The sequence below is a fragment of the Clavibacter sepedonicus genome (assembly GCF_000069225.1).
Lineage (GTDB): Bacteria > Actinomycetota > Actinomycetes > Actinomycetales > Microbacteriaceae > Clavibacter > Clavibacter sepedonicus.
Map to the genome: position 1 here is coordinate 2,510,841 of NC_010407.1, position 17,302 is coordinate 2,528,142.

The window sequence follows — 17,302 nt, forward strand, 5'->3', positions numbered from 1 at the left end:
GTGCGCCGGGAGCGGTCCGCCGCCGCGTACCGTCGTCGCATGACGCGGATCCTCCTCACCGGCATGTCCGGCGCCGGGAAGTCGACGCTCCTCACCGAGCTCGCCCGCCGCGGGCACCGCACCCTCGACACCGACCACGACGGCTGGACCCTGCCGGACGGCCGATGGGACGAGCCGCGGATCGCCGGCCTCCTCGACCGCGAGCCGCACATCGTGGTCTCCGGCGCCGTCGAGAACCAGGGCGCGTTCCGCGACCGCTTCGAGCACGTCGTGCTGCTCAGCGCACCGCTCGACGTCCTGCTCGCCCGCGTCGCCGCGCGCACCGGGAACGACTACGGGACGGATCCCGCCGACCGCGAGGAGATCCGCCGGTACACGCGGGAGGTGGAGCCGCTGCTGCGTCGATCTGCCGACGTCGAGCTCGACGGCCGGCGCGCGACCGCGGACCTGGCCGACGAGCTGGAGCGGCTGCTGGGCTGAGCCGCGGTCAGACCCCGCCCGGCTCCGCGCCCGTCGCGGCCGGCAGCTCCGGCCGGTTCGCCCACGCCGACCAGGATCCCGGGTACAGCGCGGCGTCTATGCCCGCGATCGCGAGCGCCGCGACCTCGAGCGCCGCGCTCACGCCGGACCCGCAGTAGACCGCGACCTCGTCCGCATCGGGCACCCCGAGCACCGCATACCGCGCGCGCAGCTCCGCGCGCGACCGGAACGTGCCATCCGAGGCGAGGGCGTCCGAGGAGGGCGCGCTCCGGGCACCTGGGATGTGACCCGGACGCGGATCCCACGGCTCGACCTCCCCGCGGTACCGCTCCTCCGCGCGGGCGTCGAGCAGCACGCCGTCGAGCGCGACACGGGCGGCGCCGTCCTCGTCGACCACGGCGAGGAGGCCGGAGGCTAGCGTCACGTCGCCGGGGGTCGGCACGACCGGGCCGGTCTCGAGCGGGAGGCCCGCGGCGGTCCAGGCGGGCAGGGCGCCGTCGAGGATCCGCACGTCGGCGATGCCGGCGTCGCGCAGCAGCCACCAGGCTCGCGCCGCCGCGAGGCTGCCTCCGCCGTCGTACGCGACGACCGCGTCCCCCGCCCGGACGCCCCACCTGCGCGCAGCCTCCTGCAGCGCCGCGGGCTCGGGCAGCGGATGCCGCCCCTCCTCGGGAGCGCCGTGTCGCGACAGCTCCGTGTCGAGGTCCGCGTACACGGCGCCCGGGATGTGCCCGGCCTCGTGCAGCGGCCGGCCGGGCGGGCCGCCGAGGGACCACCGCACGTCGATCACGCGCACGTCGCCGCGGGTGCGGATGGCGTGGTCCAGCTCGGTCGGCGTGATGAGGATCTCCATCCCGCCATGCTCGCAGCGTCGAGCGGGATCAGCCCAGCGGCTTCTCGAAGCAGACCGAGTTCGTGACCGGGATGTACGGCGGGTACGTGTCGATGGGCAGCCACCCCGCGGTCGCGTACAGCCGGATGGCGTCGGGCTGCCGGTCGCCCGTCTGCAGGATGAGCCGCCGTGCGCCGCGCTCCCGGGCCACGCGCTCCAGCTCCGCCATCAGCACGCGCGCGAGGCCGGTGCCGCGGTGCGCGGGATCCACGACCACCTTCTTCAGCTCGAGCTCGTCGCCGAGGTGCCGGATGACGCCGTGCGCGGCCGCATCCCGGTCGTCGCCGTCGACGACGAGCAGCACGACGGCCTCCACGTCGGCCGGGTCGAACGCGAACGCCACGGCCGCCTTCGCGGGCCAGTCGGGGTCGTCGTCGTGCCGCCCCTCGTACCGCACGTCCATCTCGGCCTCCATGGCCGCCCGGATCCGGGCACCGCGCGCGTCGTCCCAGCCGACCACCTCGGTGCGGTACACCCGTCCGTCGCGCGCGACGTGCCGCGCCCCGGTCTGCTGCTCGGTCATGCTCCCTCTTCCTCCGGGCCGGGCCGGTGCCGGCGCGGGCATGACGACGCCCGCACCGGCATCCGGGTGGATGCGCGGCGCGGGCGGCGTCGGTGATGCGGTGCCGCGGTCTCCCGCGGCGGGTCGTGCGGTGCTACTTGGCGCCGACGGTGGCCGACGCGTTCGACTCGTACGACGTGTTGGTCGACTCGAAGAAGTTGACGAGCTGCAGCGTGTCGTTCGCCGTGGCCATCCATTTCGCCGGGTTCGAGACCTTGTACTCGGCCTCGAAGCCGAGCTCCTCCAGGCGACGGTCGGCCAGGTACTTCACGTACTGGTTGATGTAGTTCGCGTTCAGCCCGAGGATCCCGTTGGGCAGGAGGTCGCGGTTGTACTGCTCCTCCATCTCGACGGCGTCGAGGATCATCTGCTTGATCTCGGCGGCGAACTCCTCGGTCTGCAGGTCGGGGTTCTCCTCGAGCACCGTGAGGATGAGGTTGATCCCGAACTTGAGGTGCAGTGACTCGTCGCGCACGATCCAGTCCATGAGCGAGCCGAAGTTGCGCAGCAGGTTCCGCTGGCGGAACGACAGCGACACCATGAAGCCCGAGTAGAACCAGATGCCCTCGAGGATGACGTTGTACGCGACGAGGTTCCGGACGAAGTCCTTCTTGCCCTCGGTGGTGGTGATGTCGAGGGTCTGCTCGGTCATGCGCTTGATGAACTTGACCTCGAACTCCTCCTTGCGCGCCATCGACGGGATGTCGACGTGGGAGTTGTACGCGGCCTCGCGGTCGATCGGGAACGTCTCGAGGACGTACTCGAACGACATGCAGTGGTTCGCCTCCTCCCACATCTGCTTCGCGAGGTAGAGGTGGCACTCCGGCGCGTTGATGTAGGGGTAGACGCCGAACGCGAGCGCCTTGTTCACGAGGAGCTCGTTCGGGTTGAAATAGCTCATGAGGAACGTGATCGCGTGGCGCTCCTCGTCCGTCATCTTCTTGAAGTCCGCGATGTCCTCGCCGAGCTGGATCTCGTTGGGAAACCACGTGTTGGCGACGGCCTGGTCGTACAGGTCCATGGCCCACTGGTAGTTGACGGGCTTGAGGAGGAGGCCCTCCTGGATTCCCGTGCCGAGGATCTTCGACATCTGCTTCTTCTCTCCGGGTGCGTGGTGCGTGGTGGTGCGGGTGGGGCGGCCGATCGGGCCGGGTGGAGCTCTAGGAGCGGCGCCTGCCTACTGGCAGGAGTCGCACTGGAGCTCGTCCATGGGGTCCATGGGGACGACGTAGTCGCCGAACGTGTCGTCGTTCATCAGCGTGCACCTCCCACTCCGCCGAAGCCGAAGCCCTTGCGGGGCGCCGGGGCGGACTGCGGGGCCGGGGCCTCCGCGGTCGCGGTGGATGCGGGAGCCGCCGAGGCCGGCACGGCCGCGGGTGCGCCGCCGCCGAATCCGCCGAAGCCCTTGCGCTTCGTGCCGTCGGCGTCCTGCGACTTGTCGACCTTGACGGTCGACTGCTCGGCCGTGTGACGGGGCTTCATGTGCAGGTAGTACGTGGTCTTGACCCCGCGCTCCCAGCCGGCGAAGTAGATGTCCATCATGTCGCCGAGGTCGCGCGTCTCGAGGTACATGTTGCGGCTGATGGCCTGGTCGATCCACTTCTGCGCGCGGGCCGCGACCTCGAGGAACGCGTACGGCGAGAGCTGGAAGCTCGTGCGGTACGTGGCCTTGACGTGGTCCGGGATCGCGGCGATGTTCTGGATGTCGCCCTGGCTGCGCAGGATGTTCTCGCGCACGGTCTCCCAGATGCCGAGCTCCTGCAGGTCCTTCACCAGGTTCCGGTTGACCTCGAGGAACTTGCCCGAGGAGGTGGAGCGGCTGAAGATCTGCGAGAACTGCGGGTCGAGGCCGGGCGTGGTGCCGGCGACGAGGCCGATGGACGCGGTGGGCGCGATCGCCATGAGCGTCGCGTTCCTCATGCCGCCCTTGACCTTGGCGCGCAGCGCGTCCCAGTCGAGGCGCGTGGTGCGGTTGACCTTGACGGGCACGCCGCGGTCGGCCTCCATGAGCGCGATCGAGTCGAGCGGCACGAGGCCCTCCGACCAGCGCGAGCCCTCGAAGTTCGGGTACGCGCCGCGCTCCTTCGCGAGATCGGCCGACTCGTCGATGGCTGCGTAGGAGACGTGCTCCATGATCTCGTCGATCAGGTCGTAGCTCTCCTCCGACTCGTACGAGAAGCCGAGCTTCTCGACGATGTCGGTGAAGCCCATGACGCCGAGGCCCACCGCGCGGTTCTGCTGGTTGGAGAAGTCCGCCTCCTTCACGCTGGAGCGCGTGATGTCGATGAGGTTGTCGAGCTGGCGCACCGCGAGGCGCGCGCTCTGCTCGATCTTCGCGAAGTCGACCTTGCCGTCGGCGAAGTGCTGCGACAGGTTGATCGACGCCAGGTTGCAGACGGAGACGTTGTCCTCGTCCTGCGGCAGCGTGATCTCGGTGCAGAGGTTCGAGAGGTGGATCGTGCCCGTGTTGTTGTTCAGGGCGCGGTTGTTGATCGTGTCCTTCCAGGTCAGCCACGGGTGGCTGGTGGTCTGGAGCGAGATGAGGATCGACTTGAACTGCTCGCGCGCATTGATGCGCTTGAACATGCGGATGCGCCCGGCCTCGGCCTCGCCGACGTAGAACGCGTAGCGCTCCGAGAACGCCTTGCCGTACAGCTCGTTGAGGTCGGAGACCTCCAGCGGGTCGAAGAGGTACCAGTCCTCGTCGTTCTGCACGCGCTTCATGAACTCGTCGCTGATCCACACGGCCGTGTTGGCGGTGCGGGTGCGGCGGTACGGGTCGCCCGAGTTCTGGCGCAGGTCGAGGAACTCGGGGAAGTCGAGGTGCCAGTTCTCCATGTAGAAGCACAGGGCGCCGAACTTCTTGCCGCCGCGGCTGACGGCGCGGAGCACCGAGTCGATGGTGTGCATGAACGGGATCGGGCCCGTGGAGGTGGTGTTGTTCGAGCGGATGGGCGAGCCCTGCGCGCGCAGCTTGGAGACGGAGAGGCCGATGCCGCCCGTGCCCTTGGTGAGCCACATGACGTCGCGCGTGGTCTTCGCGATGTGCTCGATGTCGTCCTGCATCTCCATGACGAAGCAGTTCGCGAGCTGCGGGTAGATGGTGCCCGCGTTGACGAGGGTGGAGCCGGCCGCGAGGTACTCGAGCTTCGACATCTTCTCGTAGAAGGCGATGGCCGTCTCGGTGGGGTTCTGCTCGTTGAGCGTGAGGCCCATCGCGATGCGCATCCAGAAGTACTGGGGCACCTCGAGGGCGTCGCCGTTGCGGCCCTTGATGCCGTAGCGGTTGTTCAGTGTGACGACGCCGATGTACTTGAGCAGCTCGTCGTGCGCGGGCTCAAGGGCCTGGGCGAGGCGCTCGAGGTCGAACAGCTGCACGAGGCGGGAGTCGAGGAGCATCTCGTCGACGCCGCGCTGGATGTTGCGGGCGAAGTGCTCCGCGTGGAGGCGCTTGAGCTCCTCGGGCGACGAGTAGTCGCCGAGGACGCGCTTGTAGATGGTCTTGAGGAGCAGGCGCGCGGCGACGGTGTCGAACGCCGGGTCGTCCTTCACGTTCTGGAGTGCGACCTGGATGACGGCCTCATCCAGCTGCTGCGTGGTGATCCCGTCGAAGAGGGTGATCTCCAGCTCGGACGCGATCTGCGTGACCCAGCCGATGTTCTCGTCGAGGCCCTGCGTCGCGTCCTCGATCGCCAGGTTGATCCTGTTCGCGTCGTACGGCTCCTTCGAGCCGTCCCTCTTGACTACCGTGATCGACACTCTGCATCTGCTCCTTGGGGTGACGGGCGCTCGAAAGGAGGGCTTGCCTCCCCCGACGAAATCAGCCGATCAGGCCTGTATCTGTGGGTTCCACTGCGAAGAATGGGGGCCCCGACATATAGTGGCCTTCGGCTGAAGGCCACTATATGTCGGGGCCCCCAGACACGCCAACCACCACATGTTGTGGGCGTGTCATCCACAGATGTGCGTAAGTTCGCGGAGTTCTCCTCACCCTGTGGACTCCGCGGCCGGCTTGCGACACCGCCCATCGTCCGCCAAAGTTCCAGACGCGCCCGGGGGACACAGCGGTTGCACGGTCGCGACCGCGTCGCGTAGCTTTCCAGGACACGAAGAAGGCCCGGACCGATCCGGCTAGATCGATTCGGGCCCGTGTTCTTGAGGGACTTGCTAGTTACTTCTTCTTCGAGACAACCGTCGTGCTGGGGTGCGCCTTGGCGTACCTCAGCGTGACGTACTTGCCGGTCTTAGCGCTGCGCGCACTCGCGCCGCTAGACCCGCCCCTCTTGCCCGCCATCAGACGGCCACTCTTTCGCGGACCGTCGTGGAAGGGTGCGCGAGCGCGTACTCCTCAGTCACAAGACGCCCCGTGATCGCGTCGCGATAGATGTACCGATAGTCGCTCATGGCGACCTCCTTAGGTGTGGTGCGATCGACTGGTGCCAACCGTCTCCATCACTATATATGGGGTATTGGCGCCCCGCCCAACCCCATATGTAGTGGGCGTGTCGTCCACAGGTGTGGACAACTCCGCGGACTTGTCCACACGTTCCACAGGCTACGGAGGGCCACCGACATCGCTGTCCGCTCCCGCCCGGAGCAGCGGGAGGAGTCCTCCCGGCCGGTAGGATCTGACCCTCGTGAGCACGTACGGAAGCCTCCTCAAGACCCGCGGCATGGGCCGGATCATCGCCGCCCAGCTCGTGGCGCGCTTCCCCGGCGGCATGCTGTCGCTGGCGTTCCTGATGCACGTCGAGCGGATCCACGAGTCCTACGGCGCGGCCGGCCTCGTGCTCGCCGCGACGAGCATCGGCCAGGCCATCGCCGGCCCCCTCACCAGCCGGTGGATGGGCGTGTGGGGAATGCGCCCCGTCCTCATCCTCACGTCCATCGTCTGCACCGTGGCCGTCGTCGCGGTGGCGCTCGGCGACGCCGGCACGTCCGTCCCCGTGTTCATGGCGCTCGGCCTCGTCGCCGGCCTCGCGAACCCGCCCGTGCAGCCGGCGGTCCGCACCATCTACCCGAAGATGGTCAACTCGAAGCAGCTCACGCCCCTGTTCTCCCTCGACGCGTCGGCCCAGGAGATCATCTGGGTGCTCGGGCCGGTCATCGCCACGTTCCTCGCGATCCAGGTGGACACGAGCGCCGGGATCCTCGTCGCCGCGGCCTTCCTCGTCGGCGGCGGCGCGTGGTTTATCTCCTCCCCCGAGCTCGGCCGCGTGCGCATCCCCCGCAGCAAGCGCCGGTTCGGCGTGGTGCTCGGGCGGCCGCCCGTGCTGCTGAGCACCGTCGTCGGCTTCCTCCTCATCGCGGCGTGCGCGGCCATCGAGGCGGGCGTCGTCGCGGTCTTCGGGCACGGCGGCCCGGAGGCCGGGATCGTGCTCGCGATCTTCGCGGTCGGCTCGCTCATCGGCGGCCTCTCGCTCGGCCACATCCCCATCAGCCCGTGGGCGATGGCGCGGCGCATGGCGATCATCCTCGCCGGCACCGCCGTCGCCGCCGTGTCGATGAACGTCGTCTGGCTGTCGGTGTTCCTCTTCCTCGCGGGAGTGGGCATCGCGCCCGCCCTCGCGGTGCTGTTCGCGGTCGTCTCCTCGTCGGTGCGGTTCAGCGACACGGCGGAGGCGTACGGCTGGGTCGGCACCGGCCAGCTCATCGGCGCCGCGCTCGGATCCGCCGCCGCCGGCTTCGTCATCGACGCGCAGGGCGCGCAGGGCGCGTTCGTCGTCGCGGCGGCGCTCCTCGCGGTCGGCGCGGCCATCGCCGCCGTCTTCCACCGGCACAGCCCGGACCTGCGCGGTCGCGACGCCGGCCCCATCCCGGACACGGAGCCCGTCCCGGTCATGACCTGAGGGCCGCCATCGACGCCACGCCCGGGTCGCGCCGGATCGCGCCTCAGAGTCTCCGCCCCCGCGGAATAAGCACCCGCTGCGCTGGATAGTGTGAGGCCATGACCTCTCAGCAGACCCCTCTGACCACGCGCCGCCTGCGGGCCGGGATCGCGGGCCTCGGCCTCGTCCTCGGGCTGACGCTCGCCGGGTGCAGCTCGCCTGCGGCCGACGACGCCGTGACGCCGACCCCGTCCGCATCCGCCTCCGCCTCCGCCGAGGCCGCGAGCCCCACGCCCGAGGCGACCACCGAGGGCGACGCCGGTTCCGGCGATGCCGCGGCCCCCGGATCCCGTGATGCCATCGCCGCGAAGACCCGCGACATCGCGTGCGGCCTCAAGGACAAGTCGACGCTCGAGGAGTCGGACGTCCAGGCGTTCCGTGACCTCGGCACCGAGATCTCCGCGTCCACCGAGAGCGGCGCCGCCGCGGCCGGCCAGCAGATCACGGCCCTCGCCGACCAGCTCGCGCCGGGCGTCGGCCAGCCGATCAGCGACGAGCTGAAGACGCAGATGTCGAGCGCCTGCGACTCGCTGCAGTAGCGCATCCGCACGGACCACGGCCCCGGCCAGCGATGAGCTGACCGGGGCCGTGGCGCGTCCGGGCGGGACTACCAGCGCGGGTGGACCGCCGCGCGGAAGTACCGGTCGTAGACGTCCGCCACCTGGCGCTCGAAGACCTCGCCGAGCGCGGGGGCGTCGCCGGCGCGCGCGTTCGCCTGGGCCTGCTCCGCGTTGCGGGCTCCGGGGATCACCGTGGAGACGCCCTCGCGCTGCACGATCCACGCGAGCGCGACCTGCGCGGGCGTGAGGTCGGGCGCGGCCTCGTGCGCGGCGGCCGCGAACTCGCGGGCCGCGGCGACGCCGTCGTCGTAGTCGACGCCCGAGAAGGTCTCCCCCACGTCGAACGCGGCGCCCCCGCGGTTGAAGTTGCGGTGGTCCGTCTCGGCGAAGGTGGTGTCCGCGGTGTAGCGGCCGCTGAGCAGTCCGGACGCGAGCGGCACGCGGGCGATGATCCCGACGCCCGCCTCGACTGCGGCCGGCAGCACGCGGTCGAGGGGCTTGAGGCGGAACGCGTTGAGGATGATCTGCACGCTCGCGACGCCGGGGCGCGCGATGGCGAGGAGGGCCTCGTCGGTCGTCTCGACGCTCACGCCGTAGGACGCGATGGCGCCGTCGGCGACGAGCTCGTCGAGGGCGTCGTAGACGCGGTCGCTCGAGAACACGGGCGTGGGCGGGCAGTGGAGCTGCACGAGGTCGAGCGTCTCGACGCCGAGGTTCCGGCGCGAGCGGTCGGTCCACTCGCGGAAGCGGTCGAGGGTGAAGTTCGCGGGATCCTGCGCGTCGCGGCGGCCCATCTTGGTCGCGACCGTGACGCCGGAATCGGGGTGCGCGCGGAGCCAGGATCCGATGATCGTCTCGCTGCGTCCGTCGCCGTAGACGTCGGCCGTGTCGAAGAAGGTGATGCCCGCAACGGCCGCGGCGTCGAGCACGGCGAGCGCGTCGTCCTCCGCCACGTCACCCCAGTCCCCGCCGAGCTGCCATGTCCCGAGTCCGATGACCGAGACGTTCCGATGGGTCCTGCCGAGGCTTCTCTGCTCCATGCATCGAGCCTACGCGCGCAGGTCGCCGGCCTCGCGGTCGCCGGCGCCGGGGTCGTCCGTCGCGGCCCGGGCGGACCGGCGGCGCGTGGCGTGCACGGCGAGCGCCGCGATCACGGCCATCGGGCCGCCCGCGACGACGCCGGGCGCCAGGGTGACGAGCAGGGGCACGGCGTCGAGGAGCCAGCGCTGCCCCAGCGGGTCGCCGAAGCTCGAGTACGGCATCGAGGTCGCGATCCCGGCGGCGAGCGCGCGCAGGCCGAGGCCGGCGGCGGGGAAGGCGACGGCGAGGATCCAGAGCACGGGTGCGAGCCAGCCGGCGAGGGCGGGGCGGTCGGTCGCGGGTGCCCGCGATTCGGTCGTCTCGCGTGTCCGCTGCGGCTGCGACCGCGGCTCTCCGGTGGGCGAATCCGACCCGGGGGCGGCGGCGCCCGCCTGCGGATCCTGCGGCGGATGCGGCCCGGGACCCGCGGCCCGCTGGAACGCCGGGTCGAAGCGCGGATCCACGCCGGTCGGCTCACCGTCTCCGTCCGACCTCCGCGTCATGCCGGTCAGGCTACGCCCGGGCCGGGCCCAGGATGCTTGGCGGACGCTCGTGCGCGTCATGGGGTGCTCATAGGGTCGCCGGGTGTGATCTCCCCATGGCCCCCACCGGGCCACCCGAGACACGAAGGACCCGTCATGAACGAGACACCCCAGGAGCCGACCGGACGTCCGGACGAGGCCCCCACCGACGACACCCGCTCGACCGCCGCCGCCACGCCGACCGCCGCCGAGACCACCCCCGCGGCTCCCGCGGCTCCGGCCGCTCCGGCCGCTCCGGCCGCTCCGGCCGCGGCCGACGGATCGCCCGCGACCGCGCCGCCCGGCTGGCCGGCGCCCACCGGTCCCGCGACCGGCGGTCCCGCCGCACCCGCAGCTACCGCGGCCCCCGCGCCCCCCGCGCCCCCCGCCTGGACCACCCCGACCGCCGCGCACGGCGCCGCCGGCCCCGCGGTCGGCGCCGGCGCCCCCACCGCCCAGCAGCAGACCGCCGCCCACGCCACCGCGATGCCCGCGGGCGGCCACCCCGCCGGATCGCCGTGGCCGGCCCCCGCCACCGACGCGTTCGGCCGCCCCCTCCACGTCGACGCGGCGGGCAACCCCGTCCCGCCGAAGCGCATGCGCCGCGGCCTCCGCACGGGCCTCATCGCCGGGGCGTCCGCCCTCGCGCTCCTCCTCTCCTTCGGCAGCGGCACCGCGGTGGGCTTCATGGCCGACCTCGGCCGCTCGACCTCGCAGGCCGGGAGCACGCAGATCCAGGACCCGGGCTCCTTCACGCCGGGCCAGGGCTTCGGCCGCGGCACGACCACGGTGCCCGGGCAGGGATCCGGCCGCGGCTCCGGGTCGGGATCCGGCACGCAGTCCGGCACCGGCACGTCGGTCACCTCGCCCGAGGCGACGACCACGCAGAAGTCCGGCGTCGTCACCATCGACTCCGCCCTCACGTACGAGAACGCGGCCGGGGCGGGCACGGGCATCATCCTGTCGTCCGACGGCACGATCCTCACCAACAACCACGTCGTCAGCGGCGCCACCAGCATCCGCGTCACGGTCGAGTCAACCGGCAAGGCCTACGTCGGGAAGGTCGTCGGCACCGACGCCACGAACGACGTCGCCGTGCTGAAGCTCGAGGGCGCGTCGGGCCTCACCCCGGCGAAGCTCGACAGCGACGGCGTCCAGGTCGGCGAGGCCGTTACGGGCGTGGGCAACGCGGGCGGCACGGGCACGCTGACCGCCGCGACCGGACAGGTCACGGCGACCGGCCAGAGCATCACCACCCAGTCCGAGGGCACGGCCGCCGGCGAGACGCTCACCGACCTGATCCAGACGGACGCGCCGATCGTCTCGGGCGACTCGGGCGGGCCGCTCGTGGACACGGAGAACGAGGTCGTCGGAATCGACACGGCGGCGTCCTCCGGATCCGCGCAGATCGCGGGCTTCGCGATCCCGATCGAGAAGGCCATGGGCATCGCGAAGCAGATCGAGAGCGGCGTCGAGTCCGGCACCGTGAAGATCGGCTACCCGGCGTTCCTCGGCGTGCTGCTCGCGAACGGGCAGGGCACCGTGGCGGGCGCTCCCGTGCAGGGCGTCGTCGACGGATCCGGCGCCGCGAAGGCCGGTCTCGCGCAGGGCGACGTCGTGACTTCGGTCGACGGGAAGGCCGTCGCCTCGGCCTCCGAGCTCAGCGCCGCGATCTCCGCCCACAAGCCCGGCGAGTCGGTGACCCTCGGCTGGACCACCGCCGCCGGCGCCGCCAAGACCGGCGCCGTGACCCTCACCGAGGGCCCCGTGAGCTGATCCGCTCCTTGACGGAAGACGGCCCGTCCCGCATCGCGGCGGATTCTCGTGGTCGTCGCAACACCTGATGATTTAGATGGTTGTCAGTAGAGCACGCATTCGCTCGGCTGGGGTGTCCCAGTCGAGCGTTTTGCGTGGTCGGCCGTTGAGCTGCTGAGCGACATGTTCGAGGTCGGCGGAGGTATGGGCGGCGAGATCGGTGCCCTTAGGGAAGTACTGGCGCAGGAGTCCGTTGGTGTTCTCGTTGCTGCCGCGTTGCCAGGGTGAGTGCGGATCGCAGAAATAGACCGGGATTCCGGCCTGGATGCTGATCTGGCGGTGGCTCGCCATCTCAGCGCCCTGGTCCCAGGTCAACGATCCACGTAGGTGTGCAGGCAGGGTGCTGATCAAGGGCACGAGCACGTCACGGACTTCCTCGGCGGTATGCCCGCCGGGGAGATGGCCGAGCATGACGTAGCGGGTGGTGCGTTCGACCAGAGTCACGATCGCGGACTGTGAGCTCGTGCCGACGATCAGATCACCCTCCCAATGCCCAGGGACTGCCCGGTCCTCGATCTCCGCGGGCCGGTCAGCGATCATGACCATCGGGTCCACGAACCGTTGAGTGCGATGCTCTGGGCGGGTGCGGGGTCTGCGGCGGGTGCGGCCGGTGCGTAACGCGTCGGCGACTTCGCGGCGCAGTCCGCCGCGGGCCTGGACGTAGATCGCTTGGTAGATCGTCTCCGTGCTCACCCGCATACTCTCCTCGCCCGGGAACTCCCGAACCAGCAGGCGGGAGATCTGCTCCGGTGACCAGCGCAGCATCAGCTTGCGTGCGACGTAGTCCCGCAGCGGCCCGTCCTGAGCGAGCTTCGCCCGCTTCGGACGAGAGCGGCTCGCTGCCCAGGCCCGGTGCGCCGCGTGGGGCTGGTAGGTCCCCGCGACCGTGCGGGCATCGAGCTCGCGTTTGATCGTCGATGCCGGCCGACCCAGAACCCGCCCGATCGCGCGCAGCGACAGGTCCTGACGGCGCAGATCCGCGATCGTCTCCCGCTCGATCACGGTCAGGAACCGCGGATGCAGAACAGCGTCGACAGCGGGCAGACGCGGTCCCGTGACCGTAGCCATCCCGGTGTTGTACTCGATCCGCCGACCATCAGCATGAATCCGAACACTGCCCCGCTTCATCCAGCCGCGGTCCCAGTCCTGCGCAGTGCGCTCATGCACACCGACCCGCGACGCGGCTACCCGCCGGGACATCCCCTCCACGCGGAGCCGCTCGTACTCGCCACGCCCTGGATGCCCCGCTGTACCGGACTTCCCGCGCCCACGCACACCAGCCGTGCGCGCCCACCCGTACGCGGTGTTCCGACTCACCCCGACCACAGCCGCAGCAGCCGTGATGCTGCCATCGACCCGGTCCAGTACCTCGAAGAACTCCCGCCGCAACTCACCCGAAACCACGATCCCCGCAACCCCCTGAACTCAGGGTGTTGCGGGGACCACGAGAATCCGCCATCGCGGGGGGCCTTCGTCATGCCCGGCGGCCGTCCGCCGGAGCGGGGCGTCAGCCGGAGGGGTTCTCGACCGGCTTGTCCTCCGCGTCGGTCCCGGTCTCCGGGTCCACCTCCGCGGGATCCGTCGTCTCGTCGTGCTCGGGCGTGGGGGAGGGCGTGCCGCTCATGGTGCTCCGATCGATGGCGCGTCGGCCCGGATGGCCGACGGAGGTGCGACCCTACTCGCGGACGGCGGCGTCGTCCGCGTCGCGCCGCGACCGCTCCCGCACGCGCTCGATGTGCTCCCGCATCGCCGCCGCCGCGGCCTCGGGGCCCTCGGCGACCGCGTCGATGACCGCCCGGTGCTCGTGCACGGCGTCGTCCGCGTCGTGGACGCCCGTGCGCATCGTCTGGCGCATGCGGTGCACGCGGGTGGAGATCGCCTCCGACATGTCGAGGAGGAAGGGATTGCCCGTGGCCTCGAAGATCCGGTGGTGGAAGTCCCAGTCGACGACGAAGTACTCGCGGATGAGGCCGACGGGCATCTCGCCGTCGCCCGTCGCCGCGCGCACCCGTCGGGTCGTCTCCTCGTGCGCCGCGAGGGCGTCCTCGAGCGCGGGCACCAGGCGCGTCGGATCCGCGGCGGCCAGCGCCGTCGCCCCGCCCTCCAGCACGATGCGCGCGTCGAACAGCGCCTCGAGCTGCTCGCCCGCGATGGGCGGCGCGACCCGGTAGCCCTTGTGTGCCTCGCGCGCGACGAGCCCCGTGCGCTCCAGCTGCACCAGCGCCTCGCGGACGGGAGTGGGGGACACGTGCAGGTCGCGCGCGATCTGGTCGATGGCGAGGCGGGAGCCCGGCTCCATCTGGGATCCCATGAGCATGTCGAGCACGAGGTCGTAGACGCGGTCGCGCAGGCCCTGCCGCGCGGGCATCGAGGTCGCGTCGAGCGGGAGGCCGGTGGTCACCAGGACAGTCTGCCGTCAGCGGGAGGCGCCGGCCGCCGGACCGGCCGCCGCGCGCGCGTGCACCTCGTCGAGGATCGCCGCGACCGCGCGGGGGTCGTGCGCGAAGCGGCCGAGGAAGAGGCCGTCCACGTCGTCGCCGATGCGGGTGAGGAGGCCGGGGCCGGCGCTGCCGCCGTAGACGACCGCGGATCCTGGGTGCGCGGAGTGGGACCGTACGTGCGCGCGCAGCTCCCGGCCGACCGCGCGGATGTGCGCGTCGGAGGCGGGCTCGGCGGCGCCGATCGCCCACTGCGGCTCGTAGGCGACCACGATCCGGCCGCCGTGCCCGCGACCAGCGGCCAGGGCGAGCGCGTCGTCGAGCTGGCGGATGCACTCCCGGGCCGCGTCGGCGGGAGCCCGCCGGTCCTCCTCGCCGACGCAGAGGAGGGGCACCAGACCGGACGCCAGGGCCCGGTCGGCCTTCCGCCGCACGACCTCGTCCGTCTCGCCGAAGAGCCGTCGCCGCTCGGCGTGGCCGACCTCGACGAACGTCGCGCCGAGCTCCCGGATCTGCCCGCCGGACACCTCGCCCGTGGATGCGCCGGCGTCGTCGGCCGCGAGATCCTGCGCGCCCACGGCGGCGACCCCGTCGAGGATGCCGACAGCGGCCGGCACCGACAGGTACGACGGCAGCACCACGAGCTCGGCCTCGCCGCGCGTCGTCGCCGGGTGCGTGCGCGCGATGGCCGCGACGGCCTCGCACCACGCGAGCGTCTCGGCGTGCCCGAGGTACATCTTCAGGCTGACGCCGATCACGGCCGGCTGCGCGGGCACGGCCCTACTTCGCCTCGTACGCGCGGATCTCGTCGACCTTGTCGTTCGACGGGCTCGACGTGTCGAACTCGTACGTCAGCCACTCGCGCACGTTCCGCCGCGCGAGCTCGAGCCCGACGACGCGCTGCCCCATGCAGAGCACCTGCGCGTCGTTGGAGAGCACGCTCCGCTCCACCGAGAAGCCGTCGTGCGCGGTGACGGCGCGGACGCCGGCGACCTTGTTCGCCGCGATCGCCATGCCGAGGCCCGTGCCGCAGATCAGCACGGCCCGGTCAGCCTCGCCGCGCGCGACCATCTCGGCCGCCGTGGTCGCGACGGTGGGGTAGGCGGTGTGGCCGTCGGCGTCGACGCCCACGTCCACCACCGAGGCGACCAGGCCGCTCGCCTCGAGGTCGGCCTTGATCGCCTCCTTGTGGTCGTAGCCCGCGTCGTCCGCGCCGACGACGATGCGCCATGTCCTGGTCATCCGGTCCTCCTGTGGGTGCTGGTGGTCGTGCTGATGGGTGCCGGTGGATCTCACCGGTCGGCGATGGTGCGGCCGACGGCCGCGGCGATGAGCGCGAGCGACACGGCTCCCGGGTCCGCCGTGCCGACCGAGCGCTCGCCATGCGACCGGGCGCGCCCGATGCCGGGCTTCATGGCGGCGGTCGCGTCGGCGGCCTCCTGCGCGGCGTCGCTGGCGGAGGCCCAGGCGTCGTCGAGCGGGCTGCCGGATCCGACCCGCTCGGCGAGCGCCTCGGCGAACGGCACGAGCGCGTCCACCATCGTCTTGTCGGCGAGCGCGGCTTTGCCGTGGCCGATGACGGCATCACGGGCGTCGCCGACGCCCCGGGCGACCGCGTCGGCGGTGACGGGATCCGCGTCTGCGTCGTCGAGCGCGTCGCCGACCGCCTGCAGGATGAGCCCCCACAGCGCGCCCGACGTGCCGCCGCCCTTGTCGGACCAGGCGTCGCCCGCGAGCCGGAGGACGGTGCGGGCGCCGGCGCCCTGCGCGACGGCCGCGGTCGCGCGCTCCGAGGCGGCGCGGGATCCGCGCAGCATCCCGATGCCGTGGTCCCCGTCGCCCGCGACCGCGTCGAGGCGGCCCAGCTCGTCAGCGTGCTCCGCGACGACCGCGTGCACGGCGTCCAGCGCCGCGGCGATGCGCGCGGCGGCCTGCCGGGACGCGTCGGTCGCGTCGGGGATGGCGGCGTCGACCTCGTCGTCCTCGCGCGCGTCGACCGGCTGGAGCGCGGATCCGTCGAACGCGCCGCTGCGGAAGGCCGGGGTGTCGGCGGGCGCCGTCCACAGCCGCTCCAGCTCCTCGTCGAGCCAGAACAGCGTGAGGGATGCGCCCGCCATGTCGAAGCTGGTGCAGAACTCGCCGACCTGCGGATCCACGAGGGTGACGCCCGCCTCCTCGAGCAGGTCCGCGACGCGCGTGAACACGACGAAGAGCTCCTCGGCCTTCACGGATCCGAGGCCGTTGAGCACGGGCACGACGCGCGCGCCGCGCACCTCGACCCCGTCGGGCACCTCGGCGTCGGCGAGCAGCTGCGTCACGAACAGCTCGGCCAGGCCGTCGGCGGTCGGGATGTCGGTCTCGTCGATGCCGGGCTCGCCGTGGATCCCGAGCCCGATCGCCATGCGCCCCTCCGGCACCGAGAACAGCGGCTCGTCCGCGCCCGGCAGCGTGCAGCCCGTGAAGGCGACGCCCATCGAGCGGGTGCGCGCGTTCGCGAGGCGGGCCACGCGCTCGGTGTCGTCGAGGTCGTAGCCCGCGGCGGATGCGGCGCCGGCTGCCTTGAACACGGTGAGATCGCCCGCGATGCCGCGGCGCTTCGCCTGCTCGTCGGGCGACGCGCTGAAGATGTCGTCCGTCACGACGACCGTGCGGCAGTCGATCCCGTCGCCGCGCACACGCTCCTGCGCGTCGTCGAAGTGCAGCACGTCGCCGGCGTAGTTGCCGTAGAGGAGGAGGGCGCCCCGGCCCTGCTCGCTCGAGCGGATCACCGACTCGACCTGGTGCGCCGACGGCGACGCGAAGAGGTTGCCCATCGCCGCGCCGTGCGCGAGCCCGGGGCCGACGAGCCCGCCGAATGCGGGGTAGTGGCCGGAGCCGCCGCCGATGACGACCGCGACCTCGGGCTCAGCCGAGCGGGTGGAGCGGGAGACCCCGCCGTGCACGCGCCGGACCCACCGGCCGTTGGCGCGGACGAAGCCCGCCGTCATGTCGTCGGCGAAGTCCGCGGGGTCGTTCCAGAGCCGGGTCATCCGTGGTGTCCTCCTCATCGAGCACGTGAGGAGATCC

General features: G+C 71.8%; 15 protein-coding genes. 4 read left to right on the top strand and 11 right to left on the bottom strand.

Annotated features, from left to right (window positions below; translation table 11 throughout):
- Positions 1–39 precede the first annotated feature (39 nt).
- Positions 40–480, top strand: a complete 441-nt coding sequence (locus CMS_RS11690; RefSeq protein WP_041464655.1) for an AAA family ATPase — start codon at positions 40–42, stop codon at positions 478–480.
- 7 nt (positions 481–487) lie between these two features.
- Here the strand turns inward: CMS_RS11690 and CMS_RS11695 are convergent, their stop codons facing one another.
- From CMS_RS11695 to CMS_RS11710, 4 genes are all read right to left on the bottom strand, one after another.
- The gene (locus CMS_RS11695; protein WP_012299648.1) at positions 488–1,333 is read right to left on the bottom strand and encodes a sulfurtransferase; all 846 of its coding nucleotides are present in this window, start codon (positions 1,331–1,333) and stop codon (positions 488–490) included.
- 28 nt (positions 1,334–1,361) lie between these two features.
- Positions 1,362–1,895, bottom strand: a complete 534-nt coding sequence (locus CMS_RS11700) for a GNAT family N-acetyltransferase (protein WP_049791932.1) — start codon at positions 1,893–1,895, stop codon at positions 1,362–1,364.
- Between the two features lie 133 nt (positions 1,896–2,028).
- Positions 2,029–3,024, bottom strand: a complete 996-nt coding sequence (locus tag CMS_RS11705) for a ribonucleotide-diphosphate reductase subunit beta (RefSeq protein WP_012039117.1) — start codon at positions 3,022–3,024, stop codon at positions 2,029–2,031.
- A gap of 164 nt (positions 3,025–3,188) precedes the next feature.
- Positions 3,189–5,693, bottom strand: coding sequence for a ribonucleoside-diphosphate reductase subunit alpha (locus CMS_RS11710; RefSeq protein WP_012299650.1), 2,505 nt, complete (start codon positions 5,691–5,693; stop codon positions 3,189–3,191).
- Positions 5,694–6,571: 878 nt separating this feature from the next.
- Here CMS_RS11710 and CMS_RS11715 point away from each other — a divergent pair.
- Positions 6,572–7,783 carry an MFS transporter gene (locus CMS_RS11715; RefSeq protein ID WP_012299651.1) on the top strand — a complete coding sequence of 404 codons (1,212 nt, stop codon included), beginning with the start codon at positions 6,572–6,574 and terminating at the stop codon, positions 7,781–7,783.
- Positions 7,784–7,881: 98 nt separating this feature from the next.
- Positions 7,882–8,361, top strand: a complete 480-nt coding sequence (locus CMS_RS11720; RefSeq protein ID WP_012299652.1) for a hypothetical protein — start codon at positions 7,882–7,884, stop codon at positions 8,359–8,361.
- A gap of 68 nt (positions 8,362–8,429) precedes the next feature.
- On the opposite strand, the gene CMS_RS11725 is transcribed toward CMS_RS11720, so the two are convergent.
- The gene (locus tag CMS_RS11725; RefSeq protein ID WP_012299653.1) at positions 8,430–9,422 is read right to left on the bottom strand and encodes an aldo/keto reductase; all 993 of its coding nucleotides are present in this window, start codon (positions 9,420–9,422) and stop codon (positions 8,430–8,432) included.
- Between the two features lie 9 nt (positions 9,423–9,431).
- The gene (locus CMS_RS11730; RefSeq protein WP_223842647.1) at positions 9,432–9,965 is read right to left on the bottom strand and encodes a TOP6B-like family protein; all 534 of its coding nucleotides are present in this window, start codon (positions 9,963–9,965) and stop codon (positions 9,432–9,434) included.
- A 135-nt stretch (positions 9,966–10,100) separates the two neighbouring features.
- Between CMS_RS11730 and CMS_RS11735 the strand changes: the two genes are divergently transcribed.
- Positions 10,101–11,759 (top strand): S1C family serine protease, encoded by a 1,659-nt coding sequence (locus CMS_RS11735; protein ID WP_223842648.1) that lies wholly within the window; start codon positions 10,101–10,103, stop codon positions 11,757–11,759.
- A gap of 72 nt (positions 11,760–11,831) precedes the next feature.
- Here CMS_RS11735 and CMS_RS11740 read toward each other — a convergent pair whose 3' ends face one another.
- The 5 genes from CMS_RS11740 to CMS_RS11760 all read right to left on the bottom strand — a co-directional run bounded on the left by CMS_RS11740 (position 11,832) and on the right by CMS_RS11760 (position 17,265).
- Positions 11,832–12,998: an IS30-like element ISCmi3 family transposase gene (locus CMS_RS11740; RefSeq protein ID WP_086935954.1), complete on the bottom strand. Its 1,167-nt coding sequence runs from the start codon at positions 12,996–12,998 to the stop codon at positions 11,832–11,834.
- A 475-nt stretch (positions 12,999–13,473) separates the two neighbouring features.
- Positions 13,474–14,199 carry a GntR family transcriptional regulator gene (locus CMS_RS11745; protein ID WP_223842649.1) on the bottom strand — a complete coding sequence of 242 codons (726 nt, stop codon included), beginning with the start codon at positions 14,197–14,199 and terminating at the stop codon, positions 13,474–13,476.
- Positions 14,200–14,214: 15 nt separating this feature from the next.
- Positions 14,215–15,012 (bottom strand): triose-phosphate isomerase family protein, encoded by a 798-nt coding sequence (locus CMS_RS11750; protein WP_041464657.1) that lies wholly within the window; start codon positions 15,010–15,012, stop codon positions 14,215–14,217.
- 4 nt (positions 15,013–15,016) lie between these two features.
- Positions 15,017–15,478 (bottom strand): ribose-5-phosphate isomerase, encoded by a 462-nt coding sequence (locus CMS_RS11755; RefSeq protein WP_012299658.1) that lies wholly within the window; start codon positions 15,476–15,478, stop codon positions 15,017–15,019.
- Between the two features lie 50 nt (positions 15,479–15,528).
- A complete protein-coding gene (locus tag CMS_RS11760; RefSeq protein ID WP_041464658.1) occupies positions 15,529–17,265 on the bottom strand; it encodes a dihydroxyacetone kinase family protein in 1,737 nt (578 codons plus the stop codon).
- Positions 17,266–17,302: the final 37 nt, after the last annotated feature.